The organism is Mesorhizobium album (assembly GCF_033977205.1).
Classification (GTDB): Bacteria; Pseudomonadota; Alphaproteobacteria; order Rhizobiales; family Rhizobiaceae; genus Mesorhizobium; species Mesorhizobium album.
The window spans coordinates 45477-63775 of sequence record NZ_JAVIIW010000013.1 but is presented as its reverse complement, the minus strand read 5'-3'; the positions used below and the strand labels follow the sequence as shown (position 1 = coordinate 63775).

Annotated in this window: 16 protein-coding genes; 8 read left to right on the top strand and 8 right to left on the bottom strand. The window is 62.9% G+C overall.

Annotated features, from left to right (window positions below; all coding sequences use genetic code 11):
• Position 1: 1 nt before the first annotated feature.
• From RFN28_RS13330 to RFN28_RS13315, 4 genes are all read right to left on the bottom strand, one after another.
• Positions 2 to 712, bottom strand: coding sequence for a lytic transglycosylase domain-containing protein (locus RFN28_RS13330; RefSeq protein WP_320287879.1), 711 nt, complete (start codon positions 710 to 712; stop codon positions 2 to 4).
• Between the two features lie 186 nt (positions 713 to 898).
• Entirely contained in the window at positions 899 to 1666 is a 768-nt protein-coding gene (locus RFN28_RS13325; RefSeq protein WP_320287790.1) for an N-acetylmuramoyl-L-alanine amidase, read from the bottom strand.
• The gene (locus tag RFN28_RS13320) at positions 1663 to 2382 is read right to left on the bottom strand and encodes a TerB family tellurite resistance protein (protein WP_320287789.1); all 720 of its coding nucleotides are present in this window, start codon (positions 2380 to 2382) and stop codon (positions 1663 to 1665) included. Before RFN28_RS13320 ends, RFN28_RS13325 begins: the two co-directional genes overlap by 4 nt.
• A gap of 150 nt (positions 2383 to 2532) precedes the next feature.
• Positions 2533 to 2736 carry a hypothetical protein gene (locus tag RFN28_RS13315; RefSeq protein ID WP_320287788.1) on the bottom strand — a complete coding sequence of 68 codons (204 nt, stop codon included), beginning with the start codon at positions 2734 to 2736 and terminating at the stop codon, positions 2533 to 2535.
• 172 nt (positions 2737 to 2908) lie between these two features.
• Between RFN28_RS13315 and RFN28_RS13310 the strand changes: the two genes are divergently transcribed.
• Positions 2909 to 6568 (top strand): hydantoinase B/oxoprolinase family protein, encoded by a 3660-nt coding sequence (locus RFN28_RS13310; protein ID WP_320287787.1) that lies wholly within the window; start codon positions 2909 to 2911, stop codon positions 6566 to 6568.
• 26 nt (positions 6569 to 6594) lie between these two features.
• On the opposite strand, the gene RFN28_RS13305 is transcribed toward RFN28_RS13310, so the two are convergent.
• The gene (locus tag RFN28_RS13305; RefSeq protein WP_320287786.1) at positions 6595 to 7695 is read right to left on the bottom strand and encodes an acyltransferase family protein; all 1101 of its coding nucleotides are present in this window, start codon (positions 7693 to 7695) and stop codon (positions 6595 to 6597) included.
• A 392-nt stretch (positions 7696 to 8087) separates the two neighbouring features.
• Between RFN28_RS13305 and RFN28_RS13300 the strand changes: the two genes are divergently transcribed.
• Together RFN28_RS13300 and RFN28_RS13295 are read left to right on the top strand one after the other, a co-directional pair.
• Positions 8088 to 9386 (top strand): BtaA family protein, encoded by a 1299-nt coding sequence (locus tag RFN28_RS13300; RefSeq protein ID WP_320287785.1) that lies wholly within the window; start codon positions 8088 to 8090, stop codon positions 9384 to 9386.
• The gene (locus RFN28_RS13295; RefSeq protein WP_320287784.1) at positions 9383 to 10048 is read left to right on the top strand and encodes a class I SAM-dependent methyltransferase; all 666 of its coding nucleotides are present in this window, start codon (positions 9383 to 9385) and stop codon (positions 10046 to 10048) included. The genes RFN28_RS13300 and RFN28_RS13295 overlap by 4 nt, the downstream gene beginning before the upstream one ends.
• Before the next feature lie 8 nt (positions 10049 to 10056).
• On the opposite strand, the gene RFN28_RS13290 is transcribed toward RFN28_RS13295, so the two are convergent.
• The gene (locus RFN28_RS13290; protein WP_320287783.1) at positions 10057 to 11442 is read right to left on the bottom strand and encodes a serine hydrolase domain-containing protein; all 1386 of its coding nucleotides are present in this window, start codon (positions 11440 to 11442) and stop codon (positions 10057 to 10059) included.
• Here RFN28_RS13290 and RFN28_RS13285 point away from each other — a divergent pair.
• From RFN28_RS13285 to RFN28_RS13275, 3 genes are all read left to right on the top strand, one after another.
• On the top strand, positions 11420 to 11680 hold the full coding sequence (locus RFN28_RS13285) for a hypothetical protein (protein ID WP_320287782.1): 261 nt from the start codon (positions 11420 to 11422) through the stop codon (positions 11678 to 11680). The genes RFN28_RS13290 and RFN28_RS13285 overlap by 23 nt on opposite strands.
• Positions 11681 to 11722: 42 nt before the next feature.
• Entirely contained in the window at positions 11723 to 12514 is a 792-nt protein-coding gene (locus RFN28_RS13280; protein ID WP_320287781.1) for a glycoside hydrolase family 25 protein, read from the top strand.
• A 183-nt stretch (positions 12515 to 12697) separates the two neighbouring features.
• The gene (locus tag RFN28_RS13275; protein ID WP_320287780.1) at positions 12698 to 13876 is read left to right on the top strand and encodes a lytic murein transglycosylase; all 1179 of its coding nucleotides are present in this window, start codon (positions 12698 to 12700) and stop codon (positions 13874 to 13876) included.
• Between the two features lie 17 nt (positions 13877 to 13893).
• Here RFN28_RS13275 and RFN28_RS13270 read toward each other — a convergent pair whose 3' ends face one another.
• On the bottom strand, positions 13894 to 14790 hold the full coding sequence (locus tag RFN28_RS13270) for a LysR family transcriptional regulator (RefSeq protein ID WP_320287779.1): 897 nt from the start codon (positions 14788 to 14790) through the stop codon (positions 13894 to 13896).
• Positions 14791 to 14911: 121 nt separating this feature from the next.
• On the opposite strand from RFN28_RS13270, the gene RFN28_RS13265 reads away from it, so the two are divergent.
• A complete protein-coding gene (locus tag RFN28_RS13265; protein ID WP_320287778.1) occupies positions 14912 to 15643 on the top strand; it encodes an SDR family oxidoreductase in 732 nt (243 codons plus the stop codon).
• On the opposite strand, the gene RFN28_RS13260 is transcribed toward RFN28_RS13265, so the two are convergent.
• Entirely contained in the window at positions 15640 to 16860 is a 1221-nt protein-coding gene (locus RFN28_RS13260; protein WP_320287777.1) for an alanine racemase, read from the bottom strand. The genes RFN28_RS13265 and RFN28_RS13260 overlap by 4 nt on opposite strands.
• A gap of 205 nt (positions 16861 to 17065) precedes the next feature.
• Here RFN28_RS13260 and RFN28_RS13255 point away from each other — a divergent pair, with 205 nt between their 5' ends.
• Complete coding sequence (locus RFN28_RS13255; RefSeq protein ID WP_320287776.1) at positions 17066 to 17986, top strand: DMT family transporter; 921 nt, start codon at positions 17066 to 17068, stop codon at positions 17984 to 17986.
• The last annotated feature ends 313 nt before the right edge of the window (positions 17987 to 18299 follow it).

Genomic DNA, 18299 nt, shown 5'->3' with positions numbered 1-18299 from the left:
GTTAGGCAGGCGAACCGAGCGCCGCCATCTGCACCTTCACCTTGCTGCAATAGGCGGCCGAAACCGGATTCATCCGCGTCGCGCCATGGCCGGCATTGTATTTGAGGATGGTGCCGCAAGTCGTGCCGCCGCCCAGGCCCTGTGCCATGGCGAGGTACTTCATGCCGTATTTGATGTTGGTGTCGGGATCGAACAATCCCTTTGCCGAACCGGTATAGCCCATCATTCGCGCGGTCGCCGGCTTGATCTGCATCAGGCCGATCTCGCCGGCGCTACCGACCATGTTCGGCCGGTAGTTGCTTTCGATCTTGATGACGGCCCTGGCGAGCGACACCGGCACGCCATAGCTTGCCGCATAGCGGGCGATGATCGCAGAATATTGGCCGCCGCCCGTAGTGGCGGACGCCGACGTGGATAGTTCTGGATGGATGGAAGCGGTCGTTGTCAGATCGATGGTCTGCCTGCTGCTGCGCTTCGTACTGCGTTTAACCGTTGATTTTGCCGGCCTCGAGGCGGCGGCTTTCTGTACCTTCGCCGGGGCGGCTCTCTTGGTCGTTGAAGCCTTGGCGCCTTGGGCAGCTTTGGGCGTTGCCGGAGCGGCAGCGAAGCTATTATCTGCCCGGAGGCTCATTGGCGCGCTGTTCGCCGGGCTGAAGGCAAAAGTCATCACTCCGGCAGCAATGGCTGCCGCTACAACGGTCAAATTTTGCATGTAGTCCTGTTCTGTTAGAACCGTGCGAAGAACTTCGCACGGCGAGGCCAATTCAACATCGGAGCATCTTGGGGGGATAGATGTCCGACAACTTGCGGAAGTCGCCTTTGACGAGCGAATTGGCGCCAAAGAAGGCGAGGCAATTCACTTTGTATGACGAATTGTAATTTAGTTAGTTCGGCAGGATTATTTGGGTGAAGTTGCCTTTACGGCAGCCAGCAGCCTTTCCAGCGTGCGGATGGTCGAGCCATCCGCCACGCCATCGACCTGCCGCCGCCGGAAATGCCGCTGAAACGCCGCCACCACGATTTCGGTCTGGCGATCGAAGGCGCCCGATATCTCGACGCCATAACCATAGAGCGCCAGCATCGACTGCAGCGCCTCAACGCCGGCGCCTGTATCGCCGGCCTTCAGCGCCGCGCCCGGCCTGATCGGGGCCGCAGGAACGAGATGGCCGACGCCGGCCGCAAAAAGCGCTCTCCAGGGAAACTTTTCGCCCGGATCGAGCTTGCGCCCCGGCGCGACGTCCGAATGCGCAAGCACCCTTTGAGGTGGAATAGGGTGCCGGCCGACGATCCCGGCGCACAAGCCGATGACGGCATCGATCTGCCGCTTCTGAAAGGCTTTGTAGCCGAGCGAATGCCCGGGATTGACGATCTCGATGCCGACCGAACAGGAGTTGATGTCGGTGCGACCGAACCAGGAGCTCTTGCCGGCGTGCCAAGCACGGTCGCTCTCGCGCACCATCTGCACGATGCGGCCGTCCTCATGGACGAGATAATGCGAGGATACCTCGCTTGCCGGATCGCACAGCCAGGCTTCGGCGCCGGCCCCGGTCGCCATGCCGGTATAGTGCAGCACGATCATGTCGGGTCTGAGCGTCTCGCGTCGCGGACCGAAATTCGGCGACACCCTGACCTCGGCACCCGGCTGGTCGGGCAAAAAACCGCTCATGCGTGCCTGAGGCCCCGTTCGATCATCTCATAGGCCGCGTTGATCGCCGCGACCCTTGTCGTGGCGATCTTGATGAACTCCTGTGGCAGGCCGCGCGCGATCAGCCTGTCCGGGTGATTGTCGGAGATCAGCTTGCGGTAGCGCTTCCTGACCTCCTCGAACGGCCTCCCCCGCTCGATGCCGAGAACGACATAAGGATCGGCGGCACCGAGATTAACGTGCCGCGACAGGATCGCCTGGTAATGCGCCTCGTCGATCCGGAAGATCTGGGCAATGCGATGCAGGAATTGCCCTTCCCGCTCGTGGATCAGACCGTCCGCCTTGGCGATGTGGAACAGCCCGTCGAGTATATCTTCCAGCATCATGCAATTCGCATGACCGGAACCGCAGAGCTGCGCCATGCGCTGGGCATAGATTTCGAACCCGGCGACATCGCGTTTGGCAAGGTCATAGAGGCGAGCCACGTTGCGCGTCTCGCGCGGCGGCACCTCGAAGATTTCCTGGAAAGCGCGCACCTCGTCCTGGGTGACGATGCCGTCAGCCTTGGCCATCTTGGCCGAGAGCGCGATCATCGCTACGGAGAAGGCAACGCGCCGGCGCAGATCCGCGTCGCCGGAGAACACGGTCCGCACGGCCTCGACGACATCGGCGACGCCCGAGGACGCCGACGACGAAACACGAGCGATGAAGTCGCCGAGGCGGTCCCAAATCGACATGCAGGCTTCTTAGTGCGAACCGGCCATTGCTATCAAGCCGAGACGATGCCGCAGGTCTGGCGGGCGGCGGGGTTGGAAAACCGCTCGCGGAAACAAAAAATACGGAAGGCCGGCGCAAGGCGGCCTTCCGTATTGCAGTCAGTTCGATTTCTACTGCGCAGGCGCAGCAGGTTTTGCCGGAGCCGGTTCGGCTGGTTTCGAAGTGCTGGGAGCAGCCGGCTTCATAGGCTGTTCGTTGGCCGGCGGATTGGTGCTCTGGGTGGTTGTGTTGTCTGTACCGGTGCCGCTGTTGCTGCAAGCCGCGACCCCCAGCAGGGCGAGCGCTGAAACAGACGCCAGGATGAGCTTCTTCATGGTATCTCTCCTTCAACTAACGCTCACATTTCGGTGAACGGTCGCAGAGGAAATGCATCAGGTGGCCCGCGGTTTCGTAACGTTGCGTTTCCATATGTAACATCGACTGGCGATTGCCGGCGCCGAAAAGGCGAATTAACAGAACATGTTCTCGCAGACATTGGATAATGGAATGGAAGACGCAGCCAACGGGAAATGGGATTTCTGGATCGACCGGGGCGGCACCTTCACCGACATCATCGGCCGCGACCCGCAAGGACGACTGCATCCGCGCAAGCTCTTGTCGGAGAATCCTGAAGCCTATGCCGACGCAGCCATCCAGGGCATCCGCGATCTGCTTGGCTTGAAATCCGGCGCCGCCATCCCCTCGCACCGGATCGGCGACATCAAGATGGGCACCACTGTCGCCACCAATGCGTTGCTGGAGCGCAAGGGCGACCGCGTGCTCCTGCTCGTCACCAAGGGTTTTCGCGACGCGCTGCGCATCGCCTATCAGGCGCGGCCGGACATCTTCGCCAAGGAGATCATCCTGCCGGAACAGCTTTACGAGCGGGTGGTCGAGATCGACGAGCGCGTGCGCGCCGACGGTTGCGTCGAGCGCCTGCTCGACATCGCCGCCTGCCGCCCGGCCATCGAGCAGGCCAAGGCGGACGGCATCGACGCGGTCGCCATCGTGTTCATGCATGCCTGGAAATATCCCGATCACGAAAAGGCGGTGGCCAAGGTCTGCGGCAAGATCGGCTTCAGCCAGATATCGGTCAGCCACGAGGTCTCGCCGCTGATCAAGCTGGTCGGCCGCGGCGACACCACCGTGGTCGATGCCTATCTGTCGCCGATCCTGTCGCGCTACGTGCAAAGGGTGGCCGGAGAGCTGGGCGCGTCGCCAATCTCCACCCTTGAGGGTGAGATTGGCGACGCGCCCCGCCTGATGTTCATGATGTCGTCGGGCGGGCTGACCGCCGCCGACATGTTCCAGGGCAAGGATGCGCTGTTGTCCGGTCCGGCCGGCGGCGTGGTCGGCATGGTCGAGACGGCCCGGCGAGCAGGCTTCGACAAGGTCATCGGCTTCGACATGGGCGGCACCTCGACCGACGTGGCCCACTATGACGGCGAATATGAGCGCGCCTTCGACACCGAAGTCGCCGGCGTGCGCATCCGCGCGCCGATGATGCGCATCCACACCGTTGCCGCCGGCGGCGGCTCGATCCTCCACTATGAGGCCGACCGCTTCCGCGTCGGCCCGGACTCGGCCGGCGCCAATCCGGGCCCCGCGGCTTACAGGCGCGGCGGGCCGCTCGCCGTCACTGACGCCAATGTCATGCTCGGCAAGCTGCAGCCAGATTTCTTTCCGGCGATCTTCGGTCCCGGCCAGGACCAGCCGCTCGATGTCGCCACCGTGCGCGACAAATTCGCGGCTTTAGCCGCCGAGATCGGCGACGGACGCACGCCGGAAGCGGTGGCCGAGGGTTTCGTCACCATCGCCGTCGAGAACATGGCCAATGCCATCAAGAAGATCTCGGTGCAGCGCGGCTATGATGTCACCGAATATCTCCTGAACTGCTTCGGCGGCGCCGGCGGCCAGCACGCTTGCCTGGTCGCCGATGCGCTCGGCATGGAAGCAGTGCTCATTCACCCCTTCTCCGGACTGCTTTCGGCCTACGGTATCGGGCTGGCGACGGTTTTCGCCTCGCGCCAGCAGGCGTTGCTCAAGCCGCTCGCCGAAGAGTCACGCTCCTCGATCGAGGACCTGATTGCGGCATTGCATCAAGGCGTCGTCGCCGAACTTGCAGCGCAGGGCATTGCGGAAGCCGCCATCGCCTCGAAGCCGGTCCTGCAGATCCGCTATGACGGCACCGACACGGCTTTGCCGGTGAATTTCGAGCACGGCTCGATCTTCCGCGCCAGGAGCGATTTCGAGGCTGCGCACAAGGCGCAGTTCGGTTTCGTCTACGAAGACAAGCCAATGATCGTCGAGGCGGTGGGTGTCGAAGGCAGCGATGCCGGGACCGCCGGTCGCGACGAAACTGAATCAAGTCTCGAAGACAAGGCGGCAGGTCCCTGGCAGACGCGGCAATTCTTTGCCGACGGCGCCTGGCGCGATGCAGGCATTTTCCGGCGCGATGGCCTGAAGCCCGGCCACAAGGTGGCCGGCCCTGCGCTCGTCATCGAGCCGAACCAGACCATCGTCGTCGAGCCCGGCTGGCAAGCCGAGATCACGGCCAGGAACCATGTGCTGCTGCGCCGCATCGAAAAGAAGCGCCGTCTGGCAGCGCTCGGCACCGATGCCGATCCGGTGATGCTGGAGGTATTCAACAACCTCTTCATGTCGATCGCCGAGCAGATGGGCGTGACGCTGCAGAACACCGCCTATTCCGTCAACATCAAGGAACGGCTGGACTTTTCCTGCGCTGTGTTCGACCGCCATGGCGCGCTGGTCGCCAACGCGCCGCACATGCCGGTGCATCTCGGCTCCATGGACCGCTCGGTCGAGACCATCATCCGCCTCAACTCGGGCGACATTCACCCGGGCGACGTTTTCGCGCTCAACGCGCCGTACAATGGCGGCACGCACCTGCCCGACATCACCGTCGTGACGCCGGTGTTCGACGGCGCTCGCAAGGAAATCCTCTTCTACGTCGCCTCGCGCGGCCACCACGCCGATGTCGGCGGCACGGCGCCCGGCTCGATGACGCCTTTAGCCACCACCGTCGACGAGGAAGGCGTGCTGTTCGACAATTTCCGCATCGTCGATCGCGGCCGCTTCCGCGAGAAGGAGCTGGAGACCCTCCTCACCGACCATCCCTACCCCGCCCGCAATCCCGCCCAGAACATCGCCGACCTCAAGGCGCAGATCGCCGCCAACGAAAAGGGCGTTGCGGAACTGCGCAAGATGGTCGCGCATTTCGGCCTCGATGTCGTCGAGGCCTATATGGGCCATGTCCAGGACAATGCCGCCGAGAGCGTGCGCCGCGCGCTGGAGCGGCTGCCCGACAGTTCCGTCTACGAATACCCCACCGACACCGGTCAGGTGATCAAGGTGAAGATCAGTGTCGATCGCGAAAAGCGCGAGGCGACGGTCGATTTCACCGGCACCTCGAAGGTCGAGAAGAACAATTTCAACGCGCCGGAGCCGGTGGCGCGAGCCGCCGTGCTCTACGCCTTCCGCGTCATGGTAGAGGACATGATCCCGATGAATGCGGGATGTCTCAGGCCGATCAACATCGTCATTCCCGACGGTTGCATGCTCAAACCGTCCTACCCTGCCGCCGTCGTTGCCGGCAATGTCGAGACCTCGCAGCACGTCACCAACGCGCTGTTCGGCGCCATGGGCGCGATGGCCAACGCGCAAGGCACGATGAACAATCTCACCTTCGGCAACAAGCAATACCAGTATTACGAGACGATCTGTTCCGGCTCGCCCGCGGGCCGGATGAATTCGGGCCGCGGCTTTGCCGGCACCTCCGGCGTCCACACTCATATGACCAACTCGCGGCTGACCGATCCCGAAGTGCTGGAACTGCGCTTCCCCGTGGTGCTGGAGGACTTCCACATCCGCCAGGGCTCCGGCGGCAAGGGCAAGTGGAACGCCGGCGACGGCACCAAGCGCACCATCCGCTTCCTGGAGAAGATGGAATGCGCCATCTTATCCTCGCACCGCAGCCGGCCGCCCCAGGGCCTCAACGGCGGCGGCGATGGCGAGGCAGGCTCGACCAAGATCAGGCGCAACGACGGATCGGTCGATGTGCTGAAAGCCTGTGACCAGACCACGCTCGACGCCGGCGAGGCCGTCATCGTCATCACCCCGACGCCCGGCGGGTTCGGCAAGGCGTGAGCGACGCGCCGACCCGGCGCAATCTGTCAGCCGTCGTGCACTTTGCCGGCTTTGCAGGCCACGGCGGAGGATGCGTTTGCGAACGACCCAGGCTTCTCGACACCAAGCAAATGGCCGCCTGGAAATGCGGTGACGGTGGCATTTGCCCAGCCTGCCTCTGATGGCATTCGCCGCTTTATCCAGGCAATCATGGGCTTTTCTATCCGCTCGTGAACACGCCAAGACGCTAATAGCGAGACGAGGATGGCAACCACGATGATCACATTCGGCTCAACTGGATAGAAGACCCACATGATCGCGAGCGCGGATATCAAAATCGGATGCACAAGGTAGAGCGAATACGAAGCCTCGCCGAGATAGGTCCACACGCTCTGTTGAGCTCGGAAGTGCATGGTGCCGTATACGATAAGGACAGCGGGGATCCCGAGAACGGCTATGCGCTGGAGATTTTCCTCACCGGTCAGAAAGAGCCCGGTATGGCCGTTTGGGATAACCTCCAACCAGGCTGTAAAGAAAAGGGCTACAACCCCCAACGGCAGCATGCCAAAGCCCCACCGAACCTTGCCGATCCTGGCGATCGCCACGCCAGCGATGAATTCGAGAATGATCGGGTTGCCAAGAAATTGAAAAACAGGGCCGGCCCAACGAAGCAGAAATGCACCGATGAAAATGGCCCCAAGGGCATATAGCCATCGCCGATCGCACAGGACGAGCGCAACCGCGGCATAAAACAGCATCTCGAAGCATAGTGTCCACGCCACGCCGAGCGCAGGCGCCGCCATCTGGTCCGTTGCCGGCCACAGGAACAGCGTGGCCAGTATATTGCGCCAACACAGTCCAGGGCCGATGGCCATCATCGGCAGCGCCGGAATGCTGCACAACAGGTAGATTGGGACGACCCTGAGCACTCGTGCCTGGATGAACTCGGCGGCTGTTCTGCCAGGGGCCACCGTCGCCATGATGACACCGGAAATGACGAAGAAGATGTCGACGCCGGCTGAGCCCACGAGTGCGTATTGGTAGGGAACTGCTCCGACGCCGGAAATCCGCATCGCGGATTGCACCGCATGCAGAAACAGGACCATCGACGCGGCTACAAACCGCAACGTTTGAAGCGACCAGATCATAATTTACTAATGTAGCTAGCGCTAAACAATAATACCATAATGTATCAGTTAAGTTAGCGACGACCCCTATCCGCGAATAAAGCCCAAATACGCACGGAATGTTGTTATAGGCAGAAAACTTCCTATTTTTCCTTTAAACAAATCTAAGAATATCGAGTGGATTTGATTGGCAAAGGCAAGTCCCGACGAAGGAATGGCGGCGGCCAAAGCCGATAGGAGTTTCACAAGCTGCCGCGCCAACCGCCAGAAGGAGCAGTCCCTGATCAACGGCTTCCAGATGGCTGGATGAAACTCTGATGCCGGATTCCTAAGTGAGCTCGGGCGAAGGTGCCCGGCGATTTTGCGTCCTACCTAGCGGCAAGTCGACGTCAACAGACTGTCACCTGCCTGTCATGACGCTGCGCTACCCGCTTGCGCCAACGCAAACGGGGAATCACTTCGCCATGTCGGATGTTTCGGGAGAACTCGTTTTTCGCCGTGGCAAGGAAGTCGGAAAAGCCGTCTATCAGAACCGCGCGCTGTCGAAGGACGGCATTTCCGAGCGGCTTTTCGCCTTCCTGTTTTCCGGTCTTGTCTATCCGCAGATCTGGGAAGACCCGGACGTCGATATGGAGGCTATGCAGCTTAGCGCCGGGCATCGCGTCGTCACGATCGCGTCGGGCGGCTGCAACATTCTGGCTTACCTCACCCGCACGCCCGCCCGGATCGACGCGGTCGACCTCAACGCGGCTCACATCGCGCTGAACCGCATGAAGCTGGAAGCGGTCCGCCACCTGCCGTCGCAGGGCGACCTGTTCCGTTTCTTCGGCGCCGCCGATACCAGCCACAATTCCCAAGCCTACGACCGCTTCATCGCGCCGCATCTCGATCCGGTGAGCCGCCACTACTGGGAGCGCCGGAACTGGCGCGGCCGTCGCCGCATCTCGGTCTTCGACCGCAACTTTTACCAGACCGGCCTGCTCGGCCTGTTTATCGCCATGGGCCATCGCGTGGCAAAACTGTTCGGTGTCGATCCGGCCGGCATCATGAAGGCCGAGAACATTGGCGAGCAGCGCCGCTTCTTCAACGAGGAACTGGCGCCGGTCTTCGACAAGAAGCTTTTGCAGTGGGCAACCTCGCGCAAGGCTTCGCTGTTCGGCCTCGGCATCCCGCCGGCCCAGTACGACTCGCTGATCACCTCCGGCGACGGCTCGATGGCGAGCGTCTTGAGGGCGCGGCTGGAAAAGCTCGCCTGCGACTTCCCGCTGAAGAACAACTATTTCGCCTGGCAGGCCTTCGCCCGCCGTTATCCAGAACCGGGCGAGGCTGCGCTTCCCGCCTATCTGGAAAAGCGCAACTACAAGACGATCCGCGCCAACATCGATCGCGTTGCCATCCACCATGCCAACCTGATCAAATTCCTCGCTGGCAAGGATGCAGGCTCGGTCGATCGCTTCGTCCTGCTCGACGCGCAGGACTGGATGACCGACGACCTGCTCAACGATTTGTGGACCGAGATCACCCGCACCGCCTCGGTTGGCGCCCGCGTGATCTTCCGCACTGCGGCCGAACCCAGCCTGCTGCCGGGCCGCGTCTCCAACTCCCTGCTCGACCAATGGCACTATGATAGCGAGGCCTCGCGCGAATTCTCGGCCCGGGACCGCTCGGCGATCTATGGCGGCTTCCACCTCTATGTGAAGCGCGCCGCATGAGCACGACTGAGCTGCCGGCCAGCCATGCCGAACTGATGGACGGCGTCTATCGCTGGCAGCGCCACATCTACGACCTGACCCGCAAATACTATCTGCTCGGCCGCGACCGGCTGATCGAAGGTCTCGACGTGCCGCAAGGCGGCACCGTGCTGGAGCTTGGCTGCGGCACCGGCCGCAACATCGTGCTTGCCGCCCGCCGCTATCCGGATGCCCGCTTCTTCGGTCTCGACATCTCGGCCGAGATGCTCGAAACCGCGAATGTCGCGATGGCCCGCGAAGGTCTGGCGGCGAGGGTCAGCCTGGCGCGCGGTGATGCCACCGACTTCGACGCAAAGGCGCTGTTTGGCAGCGCGCGCTTCGATCGCGTCTTCGTGTCCTATTCGCTGTCGATGATCCCCGGTTGGGAAAAGACCGTCTCGGCAGCATTGGCTGCCCTTGCGCCAGGCGGCTCGCTGCATGTCGTCGATTTCGGCCAACAGGAAGGCCTGCCGCGCTGGTTCAGGGCATTGCTGCGCGGCTGGCTGCGGAAATTCCATGTCGAGCCGCGTGCTTCGCTGCGCGACGTCCTCGAATCGGAATCCGAACGGACCGGCGCGACCTTCCATTTCAGGACGCTTTATCGTGGCTATGCCTGGCTGGGCGTGATCGGCGCTCGAAATTAGGCCGCCCCTTACTGATGTAAGGCTTTCAGCAGCGCGGCTACCATCGTCTGCGGCCGGTAACCGAGCTTGGCGGGCGTCAGACCGAGCCTTACCACCACCAGTTGCTCCGATGGAATGATGGCCACTGTCTGGCCGTCATGGCCCTCCATCCAATAGGTATCCTTGGGCAGGCCGGCGGCGGCGCCCGCGCCAGGATTTTCCTCGTCGCCCGGGCCTTCGATCCATACCTGGCCCTTGCCGTAGACCTTCGAGGCCGGCGCCGGCTGCCGCATCCAGTCGACGAAGCCGGCTGGCAGGATCTGCGCGCCGTTCCAAACGCCGCCCTGCAGCAGGAACTGGCCGAAGCGGGCCCAGTCATGCGCGGTGGCATAGAGATAGGACGAGCCGACGAACGTGCCCCGCTCGTCGGTCTCGAGCACGGCGCTGCGCATGCCGAGCGGCTCGAACAGCGCCGTCCGCGGCCAGGCCAGCGCCTTCGCCTTGTCGCCGATCGCGTCCTGCCACAGCCGCGACAGCATCACGGCCGTGCCGCTCGAATAGGAAAATGCCTTGCCAACCTCGCCGCCGAGCGGCTTTGCCTCGGCGAAGCCCGCCATGTCCGGCTCGAGATAGAGCATGCGCGTCACGTCGGCGACATCGCCATAATCCTCGTTGAACTCCAGCCCGCTCGACATCGCCATCATGTCGGCAAGGCTGATCGCCGCCCGCCCATCGGCCTTCCACAGCGCGAACAGGCCCTTGCTCTCGAGCCCCATCTTGCCGTCCTTGACCAGCGTGCCGACGATCGCGGCATTGACCGTCTTGGTCATCGACCAGCCAAGCAGCGGCGTCTTGGCTGAAAAGCCGTCGCCATAGCGTTCCGCGACAATGCGGCCGTTCTTCACCACCACAACCGCGCGCATGCCGGTTCCGACGATCGCGGCATCGTCGACGATTTTCGTCACTTCGGGGTTTTGCAAGGCGTCCACCCTCTCACCCTCCGGCCAGAGCGCGTCCTGCGAGGCCACCGCCAGAGGTTCGACATGCACGGAGGCCTGCCGCGCCTTACCGGTGTCGCCGTTGGGAACCGACGCGCAGCCGAGCCCATCTCGCTCGACGGCGACGCTTCTGCCCAGCACCCATAGCAGGCCCGCCGAAACAAGCCCCCTCTCCTTGTCGACGGAGACCTTCATCAGGCGGAGCAGCGGATGGCCCGGCGCCTGTACGTCGACCGCAAGCACTTCACTCGGATCGCGCCCGGCAATGAAGACATTGGAGCAGACGATCTTGGCCGAGTAGCCGGAGCCGACACGGATCAGCTCGGGCGGTGCAAAGTAGAGCCAGCTAACGAGCGCGACCACCGCCAGCACCACAAGGCCCAGCAGCCATTTGATGAACTTCACCACAGCCCGCATCTTTCCCGCCTTTTTGGATTTCCGGCCCGCTTTATGTCATCGATTTGCCGTCATTGCTTCCGCAAAATCGTGGGTGTTGTCGAGCGCCGTCAATGGATTATCAACCATGTCCGGCGATTATGGAGGGATGTCGCCCAAAAGCGCCAAGCTGCTTTGGGACAACGACATGCATGAAGGAAGGGCGGTCCTGTGGGGCGATCGTCCGGAGGGGGCCCGCGTAAGCGACCACCATCAGTGAAGGACCCATCAGCGGCCGGCTGATCCCGGCTCGGGGGATACCATGCGCCGTCTTGCGGCCATCCTGATGCTTACGCTGTTGGGCGCCTGCTCGACTGTGGACGATCTTTCGCCGCTGGCGCCATCGTCGCAGACGTTTGCCGTGCGCGCGCCCCGTTTCGAGGATTCCAAGCCGCATGAATGGGACAGCGGCGCGCCGTGGAGCTACGCCATCCATGGCACCGATGTCTCCAAATACCAGACCTCCGTCGACTGGCCGACGGCCAAGGCCAGCGGCATCTCCTTCGCCTTCATCAAGGCGACCGAGGGCGGCGACCGGTTCGACGACCAGTTCAACGAGCACTGGGCGCGCACCAAGGCCGCGGGAATTCCGCGCGCGGCCTATCATTTCTTCTATTTCTGCACGCCTGCCGCCACGCAGGCACGCTGGTTCATCGCCAATGTTCCGAGGGATCCGTCGGCAATGCCGCCGGTGCTCGACATGGAATGGAACCCGAAGTCGCCGACCTGCAGGCTGCGCCCAGATCCCGCAACGGTGCGCAGCGAGATGACGACCTTCCTCGAAATGGTCGAGCGTCACTACGGCAAGAAGCCGATCATCTACACCTCGCTTGACTTCTTCGACGACAACCAGCTGGCGACCTTCCGCGGCTATCCCTACTGGCTGCGTTCGGTCGCTGGCCATCCGCGCCAGAAATATGGCAGTAATCCTTTCACCTTCTGGCAGTACACCGGCACCGGTATCGTGCCCGGCATGACCGGCAAGTCCGACATCAACGTTTTCAACGGCTCGGAAGCCGCCTGGAACAAGTGGTTGCGGCAGAACACCCGTTGACATCGGCCCGCGCGCCTGCTTTTCGACACGGCGGGCGGGCGATAGTTGCAACCGCTGATGATGCGGAGCGGCGCACCCCCTGCCGGGTGCCGGATGACGCTCCTGAACTTTGAAATCTACGCATGATCCTGTCCAAACCCGGCCGGGTTCCGCGGATCATGCCGCGGTCTCGAAAGGGAAGCGATGCGATTGCGCGTTGATATCCTGGCGGCGCTGGTTCTCGGCGCTCTGGCTTGGCCTGCGGCGGCGCAGGAATGCGGGGGCGATTTCGAAACCTGGAAACAGGGCGTCGCGGCCGAAGCCAAGGCGGCCGGCGTCGGCGCGGTCGGCCTAGACGCGCTGGAAGATGCCGCCATCGACGAGAAGGTGCTGGCGCGCGACCGCGCCCAGGGCGTGTTCACCCAGACCTTCACCGAGTTCTCGAACCGCATGATCTCGGCCTACCGCCTGAAGCAGGGCGCGGCCAATCTGAAGAAATACGCCGACGTCTTCGCGCGCGCCGACAAGGAGTTCGGCGTCCAGCCGGCCGTCATCACCGCCTTCTGGGGGCTGGAGACCGATTTCGGCGCGGTTCAGGGCGATTTCCATACGCTCGATGCGCTGGTCACGCTCTCGCATGATTGCCGCCGGCCTCAGCTCTTCCGGCCGCAGCTCGTGCCGCTGCTGACGCTGATCGACCGCGGTACGGTGCCGGCCGACGTCAAGGGTGCCTGGGCCGGCGAGATCGGCCAGACGCAGATCCTGCCCACCGACTACCTCGCCCGCGGCGTCGACGGCGACGGCAACGGCAAGGTCGACCTCAGGAACAGCGCGCCGGACGTGATCATGACCACGGCCGACAAGATCCTGTCGCGCGGCTGGAAGCGCGACCAGCCCTGGGTCGAGGAAGTGCGCGTTCCGGACGAGATGCCGTGGGATCAGACCGGCCGCACCAACAAGCTGCCTCTGTCGCAATGGGCGCAGTGGGGCGTCACCAATCCGAACGGCACGCCGCTGGTCGACAATGGCCTGAAGGCCGGCCTCGCCTTGCCGATGGGGCGCAAAGGTCCGGCCTTTCTGACCTACGACAATTTCGACGTTTACCTGGAGTGGAACCAGTCCTTCACCTATGCACTCACCGCTGCGGTGCTTGCGAGCCGTCTGGCCGGTGCGCCGCAATTCGACCCACGCACGCCCGAACCCGGCCTCAACGGCGACCAGATGAAGGCGCTGCAAGCGAAGCTCGAAGCCAAGGGCTACGATGTCGGCGCGGTGGACGGTATCCTCGGCACCAACACCCGCGAGGCGATCCGCAAGGAACAGATGCGGCTCGGCCTTCCCGTGGATGGCTGGCCGACGCCGGAGTTGCTGGCGAAATTGTGAATAGTAGCGAAATTCCGCTACTCTCGTCTCGACCGCACGAAATCAATGAACGCGCGCAGCGCCGGCGGCACAAGCCGTCGACTTGGGTGGTATAGATAGAAGCCCGGAAAGCTAGGCGACCACGATTCGAGAAACCGTACCAGCCTGCCCTTCTCGATCCATGGCTGGACTTGATAGTCAATCATGTAGGCCACACCTGCCCCATCCAGCGCCGCCCTGAGCATCAGTTCGGTATCGTTGACGGTGAGACTTCCCTTCACCGCGATTTCCAGCGATCGCTTGCCGCGCGAAAACTCCCATCGGTAGATGTTGCCGCCGCTGGGCCACTGGAAATTGATGCAGCGGTGCTGGTGCAGGTCCTGTGGGTGACGGGGGATTGCGCGGCCCTCCAGATACGCCGGAGCAGCCACCGCTGCCATTTGCAGATCGTCACTCAGCTTCACCGCCACCATGTCTTTTTCCAACCGCTCACCGAGGCGGATACCGGCGTCGAATCGTCCCTCGACAATGTCGGCCAGCATGTCGTCGACGATGACTGTCAGCGCAACGTCGGGATAGGCGTGCTGGAAATCGCCGAGGACCGGCGCGACGAAGCGCATTGCGGCAACGCGCGGAACATTGATCCGCAGCGAACCGGCCGGCCTGTCCCGTGCGGCCTGAACCTCGGCGACAGCGTCTTCCAGCTCTCCGAACGCAACGCCAAGGCGCCTAAACAGCGTCTCGCCAGCCACGGTTGGCGAGACGCTGCGCGTCGTGCGATTGAGCAATCGAACGCCGACACGCGCCTCCAAATGTCGGATCGTCTGGCTGAGCGCCGGCGGCGACACTCGCAGCCGCGCCGCCGCACGAACGAAATTGCCCTCTTCCACGATTGCAGCGAACGCCTTGAGCTCGGTGAATTCGGACCCGCGCATTATGTATCTCTGGATTAACAAGACAGTCAGATAATAGGCGATTATCCGATCAATTGCATGTCGCTATTTCTCAACCAGCCGCCACATCGGCGCGACGGTGAAGGGTTGAAGGAAATCGATCATGTCTCAGTCGTTGCAGGGCAAAACCGCAATCGTCACCGGCAGTTCACGCGGCATCGGCCGTGCCATAGCCGAGGGTCTAGCCGCCAACGGCGCGTCCGTCATCGTCAACTATGTCGGCAACAGGAAAGCCGCCGATGATGTGGTCGCCGCCATCTTGGCCAACGGCGGAAAAGCCTTAGCCATTCAAGCGGATATTTCCATTCCGGCCGATGTCCGCAGGCTGTTTGACGAAACCGAGAGCCAACTGGGCGCCATCGACATTGTCGTTGCCAATGTCGGCGTCGCCGTCATCAAGCCGCTCGCCGAAGCAAGCGAGACCGATTTCGACCGCGTCTTCGGCACTAATGCCAAGGGCACGTTCTTCACGCTTCAGGAAGCGGCCAGGCGTGTTCGCGACGGCGGCCGCATCATCGCCGTCTCCACCGGCGGCACCAAGATGTTCTTCACGCAGACGGCGCTCTATCTCGGCAGCAAGGGTGCCGTCGAACAGTTCGTTCGCGTGCTCTCGCGTGAGCTTGGGCCGCGCAGCGTCACCGTGAATGCGTTGTCGCCAGGCTTCACCGACACCGACTTGCTGCCGGAGCGGGATCGTGCTGTGGCGGCCGGTATGTCGCCGTTCGGCCGGATAGGCGCACCACGCGATGTTGCCGATGTTGCCGTCTTCCTCGCCAGCGACGAAGCCCGCTGGCTGACCGGCGAGAATATTCAGGCGGGCGGCGGGGTTGCCTAGTCCGCCATCGTCTCCAGACTCGCAAACCCCTGCGGCGCATCGCCTTCGTCGAAGGGTGTTGTAACCTCGACGAAGGTATCCGGAAAGAATCCGTTGAAGCGCGTCCTCAGCGACAGCGAGTAGGCGCCGATATGGCCGATCTCGATCCAGTCACCGGTGTCGACCGTCTCAGGCAGCCAGAATGGCCTGGACAGGATATCGACGGAATCGCAGGTCGCGCCGCAGACCTTGAAGGGCACGATGGTCTTCTCACTGCCATTGCGCGTGCGGATCGCCGGGTCGGGGATGAAGCGCGCCGGCAGCGTGATCTTGCCGGTCCACGAATCCGACAGCGACGCCCAGATGCCGTCGTTGATGTAGAGCCGTTTGCCCTTGCGCAAGAGCACGCGCACGATCAGCGACAGGCAGCGCGCCACGATCACCCGCCCGGGCTCGGCCACCAGCGGCATCGCGTCGAACTGATACTCCTTGAGGTCGCCGGCCAGCCGCGACATGAGTTGCCCGAGCGAAGGCATCTCGATGTGCCTGCGGTTGGGATCGTGGCCATATTCAGCTGGAAAGCCGCCGCCGACATCGAGCCCGGCAATGTCGAAGCTCAGCCGGTTGCGCACCCAATCGGCCGAAGCCAGCGCGCGCTCATAGGTGTCTGGGTCCTCGATCTGGCTGCCGACATGAAAGCAGAGGCCGACCTTGTAGCCGGTCCGGTTGAGCCGCTCGGCAAGCTCCACCGCATTGGCAGGCCCGGCGCCGAATTTCTTCGATAGCTCGTAGGCGGCGTGGCCCTTGGTCTGGATACGCACGAACACCGTCACCGCACCCGGGTCGATATCGAGCGCCCGCACCACGCGCGTCAGCTTGGTGATCTCGTCCTCATGGTCGAGCGAAATCACCCGGATGCCGTATTTCTCCAGCGCCAGCTTGATGTCGGACTGCGCCTTGACCGGATGCATGTAGAGCATCTCGGCGTCCGGCGAGACGGCGCGCACGGCGGCGAACTCGCCTGGCGAGGCCACGTCGAAGGCGCTGACGCCCGCTTCCACCAGCGTCTTCAGCACGATCTGCTCGCCATTGGTCTTGACCGCATAGGCGGTCTTGCCTGGGAACATGCCCATGAACTGCAAGGCATCGGCCTTCAGCACTTGCGGGCGGATGCAATAGACCGGATCGTCCGGACGAAGCGCCAACGCCGCCTCGCGAGCATTTTCGAATCGCTGCATGGACGAATCCTCAATCAGGCGCGCACAATTAATCCTAGCTAGCCGCCAAAGAAAACAGTTCTGTGTCTCTCCTTCCCGCGCGGTCCGCTGCACTTTCCGCCAACGCTAAGCCAGCGGTCAGGTTTCGGGTGGCCCTTGCCGCCGGAACGGATATCGGTTGCAGATGCGGCGGCTGAGATTGCGATCGGCCTGGGAGGGTGACGACATGACGATGACGGCTGGCGCGGCGGTGACGCGCGGACCGATGACGATCAGGGACTGGGCACAACTCCTGTTGCTCGGCGCGATCTGGGGCGGCTCGTTCTTCTTTGCCCGCATTGCCGTGTCAGAGATCCAGCCGCTGGCGCTGGTGCTGTTTCGCGTCGTCATCGCGGCGGCCGCGCTTCAGCTCTATCTGGCGATCCGCGGGCCGTCTTTCCGCCTCGCCTTTCCCTATGCCGGCCTGTTCTTTCTGCTGGCGCTGACCAACAACGTCATTCCCTTCTCACTGATCTTTGCCGGCCAGACCGAGCTTGGCGCCGGCGTCGCCTCCGTTCTCAATGCCACGACGCCGTTCTGGACGCTGATCCTCGCCAATGCGCTGACCGCCGACGAGAAACTGTCCTGGAACAAGCTGGCCGGCATCGCGCTCGGCGTCGCAGGCACCGCCGTGATGATCGGACCCGGACTGGTGGCCGGGCTCGGCGGCCCGGTCTGGGCCAAATTCGCGCTGATCGGCGCCTCGCTGTCCTACGCCGTCGCACTGATGATTGCGCGGCGCCTCAAGGGCGTGCCGTCGCCGGTCATCGCAACCGGACAGTTGACCGCTTCGACCGTAATCATGATCCCCGTCGTGCTCCTCACCTACGGCCCGGCCGGGCTGTTCTCGGTCTCGCCGCCGGTCTGGGCCGCAGTGCTGGGGCTGGCGCTGCTGTCCACCGCCATCGCCTACATTCTCTATTTCAACCTCGTCGCCTCGGCCGGCGCCACCAATGCCTCACTGGTCACTTTGATCGTGCCGGTGAGCGCCGTGCTGCTCGGTTTCCTGTTCCTCGGCGAGCGGCTGCAGTTCTTCGAGATGGGCGGCATGGCGCTGATCGGACTCGGCCTGATCACCATCGACGGCCGCCTGTTCGGCCGATGGTAGCGGTGTCATGTCACGCCGCCGCCACAATTTTTGCACAACTTTTGAGGCCGCTTTTGCCGAGGAGTTTCAATGGCTAACGGCAAATGGCAAGTCGCAAATTCCACAATCATGTCGCATTGCAGCACGTTTTCCGCTTGCCTGTAACCCAAATGACTCTAGATTCCGGCCATAGCTCTGAAGAGGAGACTATGGCATGGGACTGACGAGGCCAATCAACGCATTGATGATTTGTGCTGCGTTTGCATTCATCGGCGCCCTCATCATAGGCGTTCTTCCCTGACCCGCCGAAGCCGGGAAGACCAGCACCGAAAAT